Origin of the sequence: Zarconia navalis LEGE 11467 (assembly GCF_015207075.1) — a bacterium.
Lineage (GTDB): Bacteria > Cyanobacteriota > Cyanobacteriia > Cyanobacteriales > Geitlerinemataceae > Zarconia > Zarconia navalis.
Window position 1 is genome coordinate 1 of the sequence record NZ_JADEXN010000408.1, and the last position, 5,252, is coordinate 5,252.

Consider the following 5,252-nt stretch of genomic DNA (forward strand, 5'->3'; position numbering starts at 1 on the left):
ACCTGTTGCCGCGACTGCGCGAGTTTTGCCTCGTCGGCTTCCCCAAATCCCATCATCTGCTGCACCAAGGGGTTCATTGCCGGAAAAAGTTCGTTCACCGTTGCCAGTTCCACCATGCGCACTGTTCCCAGGGATTTAGCATCCTTGGGAAGTAAGGCTGGGGTGGGGTATTGGGTTTCCAGGTAGTCGAGAATGGCAAGGGATTCCACCACGACGAATCCATCATCTACGAGGACGGGAATCTGATTGAAGGGGCTAATTTCTAGGAATTCTCGGGTCAATTGGTCGCCGTCGAGGTTAAGCGTCACCAGTTCAAAAGGTAGCTGTTTTTCGAGGAGGGCAATCCAAATCCGACGAGAGTTGCCTGAGATGGGGTTGTGGTAAAGTTTGAGGGGCGATTTTTCCTGGGGTGACTCTCTCCGTTCGGGTGCAGTGGCGGAAGAATCCTCCTCCGAAGGCAAAATCGCATCGGTCAAATCGGTATCTGTGAGGTTCGCCAAACTCAAATCTGCCTTGCGCAAATTCGCCCGTCGTAAATTTGCCTGACTGAGGTCGGCACGGGTGAGAATCGCCCCGCGCAAGTCCGTCCCTTCCAGATTTGACCCGCTCAAATCCGCCCAACTCAGATCTGCCCCGCGCAAATCCGCCTGACTGAGATTGGCACCGCACAGTATTGCTTCACTCAGATCGATGCCATGGAGAGTTGCCCCGTGCAAATTTGCTTGACTCAAGCGCGCCCGATCGAATTCTCGTTCCCCTGCCGCATATCGCTGCAATAATTCGATCGCCGATTCGATTTCTTTGGGTTCCATAGTTCCGAACGCTCCCCCGTTTGACTGATATTGTCTAGCTTATCGAAGGTTGAGAGGGATGTGGGAGACTTTAGAGATCGACACAGAACAGAAGTACATCAGACGAGGGCGAGTTTGTTTGGATGAAAAGGATCGATTGCGACCCAAATTTTACTCAACTGTCAACGTATACCGACCGTTCCCCGTATTGTCATAAGAATTGACGACGACTCGATAAGTCCCACTTTGGGGAAGTGTCACCCGCAGCATGGAATTGGTATTGCCGTTACGAGCATCGTCATTTTGGTCGATGGCACTACCTTCGGAGTCCAACAAAACGAGATAGGTATCGAACTGGTCGCTCTCCAAGGTAATGGTTACCGTTTGACCCGCACGACCTTCAAAGGAATGGAGATCGAAAAAGCTATTATCGTTGGGCAGTACCGTATCTCCGGGCCCGAGTTCCCCTCGTTCGAGAAGAATCGTTCCCCCAGTTTCTTGAGGTTTGGGGATGCTTCCCTCGGTTCGGGTCGTTTTCAACTCCAAGCGATAGGCTCCCGATTCATCTCCAGCGTAGGAGTTGGCAATGAGGGTATAAGTTCCCGATTCTGGTAACTGCACGACAATTTGGGCATTGGTTCCCCCACCGCTGTCATCATCTTGCGCTAGCTCGCGACCCCCCGGAGCCAGCAAAATGAGATAGGGATCGATTTCCCCGCTCTGCATTTCGATGGAAATTCGATCGCCAGCGCTGCCCTCAAAAGTATAGGTATCGAAAAAGCTGTTATCCATCGGCAGCACGTTGTCGCCGAGATCGAGGGTTCCATCGATGGGAGGGGCGTTGAGGGTGATGGATTGAGGAGGTTGAGTCGTACCGGGAACGGGTCGAGTTTGGGCCGTGCGAGGAGCGCTCCCGTCTTCAACGGCGGCGAGGAAGGGTTCGACGCGATCGATCGCAATGGCAAATCCAATGCCAATGTTTCCTGCATCAAACCTCGGACTGAAAATCGCTGTATTGACACCGATCAACTCGCCTTGGGAGTTGAGCAACGGACCGCCGGAGTTGCCTGGATTGATGGCGGCATCGGTTTGGATCGTACCCCGTTCTGGGTCGAGACGACTGACAATGCCGATGGTAAAGGTATTTTGCAAGCCGAAAGGACTTCCGATAGCAAAGGCTCGCTGACCGACCCGGACGGAATCGAGATCGGCTAGAGGAATGGTGGGCAAATCGTCCTCGCCGGAAATTCTCAATGCCGCTAAATCTAAACCATTGGCATCGAATGCGATGACCTCGGCAGATAATTCGCGACCGTCGGCGAGGGTCACGGTCACGGTATCTGGGGCGTTCTCGACGACATGAGCGTTGGTCAAAATCAAACCATCGGCGGAGATGATACTCCCACTCCCCGTCGCCCCACCAGCATCGATCGCCACAACGGCGGGACTGGCTCGATCGTAGACTCGGATGTTCGTTTCTTCATCCACGTCTTGGGCAAATGCCGGAAGACTCGTGAAGGGAAGGCTTAGGCCGATCGAACTGAGGGTCAGTCCGACAGCGAGCAAACTTCCGGCGATGGGATTTCGGCGTAGAGGTGGCATCTGGGTTGATTTAGACATACAGAGATCGGTCTTTAGTCTATTGTCCGTAAATCTTCTGCAAGAATCCACAAACTGTATGACAACTGTAAAAGTGCCATGGAGAAATATCCCCGACACAAACTCGAGTATTGGATAGTATCGAGTTCGGTTAAATACTCATAGCAACCGCCAGGCTGGTGAAGACAATTAGTACGAGCATCTTGCTCGTGTCGTCGATCGTCAAAATCCCCAAATGTCCAGGCCTACAGTGGCGACTGCTATATAACGCCTCGTGCGGGGAGTTGGGGAAGAGAACTAGAGAAGTTTTCAGGCGAGATTGCTTAATTTTAACGAATCATCCGAACTCGATCTAAGAGGTCAATTGAGAGTGGTTCTATAGAACAATTAAGGAAGGTCGATCTTGGGAGCCGACGACTCCCAAGCAGGATTGCAGACCCTCACTGTTCCCCCTGCAGGACTTAGCCCGTTGAGTTGTAGGACGCGTTAGTAATTATCGTTATCGAAGCGATCGGAGGAATTATCTTCTTCCTCGGGGCGATCGACGCAAGGATAATCGTCGTAGTCGGAGGGGGGTGACTTCAGGTCTAAATCTTTTTTGGGCTTGGCAGTCGGGGGCTTGGAATAAGGGTATTGGGTGTAGTCCGTTGACGTATTCTCGGCGTCGTCGTCATCGAGGGAATAGTCCGAATAGGAGGACGCAGAATAGTCGTTATAGCCGGTTGAGGTTCCACCGAGATCGAGATTGCTATTGGTTCGCGATCGAGGGGAGTTAGACGATCGCCCACCTCGATCGTCTCTTGAAGTTCCATCCATATCTCCATTGGTGCGAGAGGAACTGGGTCGATCGTAATCGGTATAGTCCACAGGAGTGGCATCTACCCTCAAATCGCGATCGGGCGAGGCGTAAGGAGCGGATGAAGGACGAGGACGTTTAGAACTCGATGGCGGGCGACTGTTTGCCGGGCGAGTCGGACGGGAACGGGAGGTCGGGTCGGGATATCCCGGCTCTTCCCAACCATCATAGGAGCTAGTCGTCCGGCGTGGGGATTCGGGCGGACGAGGCGGACGGGTGCGTTTTTTGCCTCCCGGTACCGGTCTAGCAGCCCCACTAGCCGATCGACTGGGGGGACGGCGGCGCTCGCTTTGGGTGGAGTAGGGGTCTCGGCTGTAAGCGTCTCGGGCGGGACGGCGACCTTCGCGGCTGCCGGGAATGTAACGATCGGTTCGCTGGGGTGGATAATCTCGAGCGGGTTCGATTTCCTCGAGTTCTGCTTCGTAAGGTTCGTAGCCATAGGCTTGATAGCTCGAACTGACAGAGCGCTCGTCATCGACGATGGGAGTATTGCGCTTAGCCTGTTGGGTGACAATTCCCCGCAATCGGATGCTCTCGACCGCAAAAAACGCGGCCGAACCCGTCATCAAAAATTGGCCGAACAGCAAAATTGGGTCTAGCCGCCAGCCTTGAAACATTAAAATACCGCCACACAGCAGAGCTACAGCGGCGAAGAAAATATCGTGATCGCGAGCGAGAGTGGGACGTAGGGAGCGCAGAACGTACAACCCTACACCGGCGGCGACCAGCGCCAAACCGATAAAGCCAGCAAGTCCAAATCCAAAGTTAACCATTCACTTGTCTCCTGAGTCAGTCTTATCTTAACGATTCGTAGACCCGATCTTCAATCTAGCAGTGGAACTTTGGAGTATTTTTTTGGCGATCGCGATCGCTCTTCATTAAGAAATTCCCTTTTTCTTAGGGTCGAGACCTTGCGTGTTGCGTCCAAAAAATTAGCAGGTAAGAACTGAGTTGTTGGCTTCTAGGCGGTGAAGTCCGAGCAGGACTTCACGCGGACTCGGGGGAGTCTTCCTAGCGCCGAACTTTGTCTTTCTGGCTGATGAAAATCAAACCGACCGTGGCGGGGATAACCACGATAATCGTACCGGCTAACAAGCTATAGAAAAAGTTGGTTAAAGAAGGTGTCATAATTTTTGCTTTCGATTCCTAAACGATTCTTTAGTTGACACTCCCCGCCCTTAACAGTACGGGGATTCTTGGTTCAACGAAACCACTTAACCTAGATTCCTTGCGTTATCTAAATCAGAGGTGGGATTCTCCCCAAGCGTGAATTTGGGTATGCCCTACCCTATTCGCCGATTGCGAGTTCTTTTTTGAAAGGACTCACATGCCTTTAAATTCTGTCTGTTTAGCCTCTATTAATTTTTTACCCACTGCTAGCAGGAAACTAGAACCTGGCAGTAGAACCTCGATAAATGAGGTCGTGCCGTCTTGGAGTTTTTCCAAGTAGAGCAACTACCGTTTAATGGCGACGGTGAGCGCACTTCTCATTAGAGAACTCGGTTTTTATAGTAGTCGATCGCCTTTCCCACTCAAAATATTCTAAAGCAAAAAGGGTTTGTTTTCCGAAAAATACGTCCAAAGAGTCACCTGAGTCGAGGGCGGTTTTCAACCTAAAATTTTCGATCGTTTTAACGGTGACCTGTACGATCTCCAACTCGATCCCCCGATCGAGTTGGAGATTTCCCATGAAACGGCGACCCACCAACCCTTAGAATAAAGGTTAAATTCAGTTACAAAGCTTCATAAACTATGAGTTCTCTTACGATCGCCAGTTGGACTCTGGGCATATTTTTCAGTCTGATGACCCTACTATTCATTTTCCGCATCGTTCTGACTTGGTATCCCCAGGTGGATTTAACCAAATTGCCCTCTAGCTTAATTGCCTTCCCCACCGAACCGTTTTTAGCTCCCACGCGCAAACTCGTTTCTCCCATTGGCGGGGTGGATATTGCCCCCATCATTTGGGTCGGAATTTTTAGTTTGCTGCGGGAAGTTCTCCTAGG

Annotated in this window: 5 protein-coding genes; 1 reads left to right on the plus strand and 4 read right to left on the minus strand. The window is 51.6% G+C overall.

All coding sequences use genetic code 11. The annotated features are described in order from the left end of the window. From IQ235_RS18150 to psbX, 4 genes are all read right to left on the minus strand, one after another. A partial coding sequence (locus IQ235_RS18150) for a pentapeptide repeat-containing protein (RefSeq protein ID WP_264322821.1) occupies positions 1 to 812 on the minus strand: 812 nt, incomplete at its 3' end. A gap of 150 nt (positions 813 to 962) precedes the next feature. Beyond that, the gene (locus tag IQ235_RS18155; protein WP_264322822.1) at positions 963 to 2,411 is read right to left on the minus strand and encodes a DVUA0089 family protein; all 1,449 of its coding nucleotides are present in this window, start codon (positions 2,409 to 2,411) and stop codon (positions 963 to 965) included. A gap of 465 nt (positions 2,412 to 2,876) precedes the next feature. Then, positions 2,877 to 4,019 carry a Ycf66 family protein gene (locus IQ235_RS18160; RefSeq protein WP_264322823.1) on the minus strand — a complete coding sequence of 381 codons (1,143 nt, stop codon included), beginning with the start codon at positions 4,017 to 4,019 and terminating at the stop codon, positions 2,877 to 2,879. Positions 4,020 to 4,257: 238 nt separating this feature from the next. Then, positions 4,258 to 4,374: a photosystem II reaction center X protein gene (gene psbX / locus IQ235_RS18165; protein ID WP_264322824.1), complete on the minus strand. Its 117-nt coding sequence runs from the start codon at positions 4,372 to 4,374 to the stop codon at positions 4,258 to 4,260. A 624-nt stretch (positions 4,375 to 4,998) separates the two neighbouring features. On the opposite strand from psbX, the gene IQ235_RS18170 reads away from it, so the two are divergent. Then, a partial coding sequence (locus IQ235_RS18170; RefSeq protein ID WP_264322825.1) for a YggT family protein occupies positions 4,999 to 5,252 on the plus strand: 254 nt, incomplete at its 3' end.